Source organism: Arthrobacter sp. Y3223164, assembly GCF_059091005.1.
The window spans coordinates 1-2115 of sequence record NZ_JBNHGF010000432.1; the positions used below are offsets into that span (position 1 = coordinate 1).

1 protein-coding gene is annotated in these 2115 nt (G+C 70.7%); it reads right to left on the reverse strand.

What is annotated here, in order from left to right:
* Positions 1 to 2017 (reverse strand): malto-oligosyltrehalose synthase (treY, locus tag AC5RUJ_RS15040; RefSeq protein WP_494156118.1); only part of this gene is annotated, 2017 nt, incomplete at its 3' end.
* Positions 2018 to 2115 lie beyond the last annotated feature (98 nt).

Consider the following 2115-nt stretch of genomic DNA (forward strand, 5'->3'; position numbering starts at 1 on the left):
GACGCAGCCGAAGCGCCCGGGCGACCACCAGCAGTTTGGCTGCCGCGCCGTCGTCCACCGGCGGCGTCCCGTCCCGGTCCAGGTCGTCCAGCGCCCGGCGGCGGGCGGTGAAATTTACCGGCCGGCGGTTGTCCGGGTCCACCAGCGAGTGGTCCCAGAACTCGGTGCCCTGGTAGACATCGGGCACTCCGGGCATGGTCAGCTGGATGAGCTTGGCCGAGAGGGAGTTGCTCCGGCCGAAGGGCTTGATCCTCTCCGCCAGGTTGACCAGCAGCCGGTTCACCTCCGGGTTGTCGAAGGCCGCGTCCACGGCGGCGTGGAGTTGTTTTTCGAAGTCATGGTCCGGGGCGATCCACGAGGTGCTGTTGCCTGCTTCCCGGGCGGCCTTCTCCGCGTAAGCGTGGGCCCGTGCCCGGCTGAACGGCCATGCTCCCAGCGCCGTCTGCCAGAGCAGGTCCGCGAACGGCAGGTCCCCGAAGGGTGCCAGCCGGTCGAGCTCCGCCAGCCAATCCGGCCACTGGTCCGCCAGTTCCGCGAGCACAGAGATGCGGGCCCGGGTGTCCTCGCTGCGCTTCGTGTCGTGGGTGGACAGCGCGGTCATGGCGAGCGGCAGTTCCTGCTGCCGGCGGATCAACCGGGTGTGGAGCTCGAACGGCTCCACCGCGAAGATCGACGGGTCCGCCCCCACCTCGTTCAGGGAGGTCAGGCGGGTGTAGCGGTAGAACGCGGTGTCTTCCACTCCCTTGGCCATGACCATGCCGGAGGTCTGCTGGAACCGCACCGCGAGTTCGGTGAGCACTCCCTGCGGATTCAGCAGCGGCAGCAGGGTGGTGACGGCGTCGGCCAGGTCGGGACGGCGGACCTGGGCGGCGATTCCGGCTTCCTCGAGGTACTGCGCCCCGACCGGGAGGTAGCTCCGGTACACCGGGAAGCAGCTGAGGAGTTCCGCGATCGCATCGGCCGCCGTCTCGAAATCCAGGCCGGTGCCGGCGGGAACCAGCCGGGCCAGGCGCAGCACCTCGGAGCGCAGGATACCGTCGGCAATGCCCCGCTTGGTGTCGTGGATCATGTGCTGGTAGGGCTGGACGGGGGCGGCGTCGGTGAGGCGTTCCCGCCCGTCGGGATCGACCAGCAGCCGGTCCACGTCCGCCAGCGCGTCGTACCCGGTGGTGCCCGCGCAGGCCCAGTCGGCCGGCAGCTCCTCCCCCGGCTCCAGGATCTTCTCGACCAGGACGTAGGCGCCGCCGGTCAGCTCGTGCAGCCGCTGCAGATAGCCCTTGGGGTCGGCCAGCCCGTCGGGATGGTCCACGCGCAGCCCGTCGACCAGGCCCTCGTCGAACCAGCGCTTGATCTCGGCGTGGGATTCGTCGAAGACCCACGGCACCTCCACCCGGACCCCGGCCAGGGAGTTGACGCCGAAGAACCGGCGGTAATTGAGTTCGGCATCGGCCCGCCGCCAGTTCACCAGCTGGTAGTGCTGGCGCTCATGGACTTCGCGGGCGGTAGCGCCGTCGTCGCCGGTCCCTTCGGCGAGGGGGAAGCGGTGGTCGTAGTAGCGCAGCTCGCCGTCGGCCAGCTCCAACGCCTCGAGTTCCGCGTCGCCGTCGCCCAGCACGGGCAGCCGGAGCTTGCCGCCGCCGGCGTCCCAGTCGATGTCGAACGCTTCCGCATAGCGGGAGCCGCGGCCCTCCGACAGCAGCGACCACCACCAGCGGTTGTTGGCCGGCGTGGCCACGCCCATGTGGTTCGGCACGATGTCCACCAGGACGCCCATTCCGTACTTCCGGGCGGCGGCGGAGAGCGCCCGCAGCCCGTCGATCCCGCCCCGGGCCGGATCCACCGCGCTGAAGTCGACAACGTCGTAGCCGTGGTCGGACCCCGGCTCCGCGGTCAGCAGGGGCGACAGGTATACCCAGTCGACGCCGAGCCGGTGCAGGTAGGGCAGCAGTTCGGCGGCGTCATAGAGCGTGAACGATTCCCTGATCTGCAGCCGGTAGGTCGACGCCGGGGCCCTCATCCTTTCACCTGCCCCGTCTCGCTCCCGGCGCCCTGCTGCCCGGGTTCCCCGTCCGGCTCGGCCCCGTCCGGCTCGGCCCCGGCCGCCCGCTCCGCCTC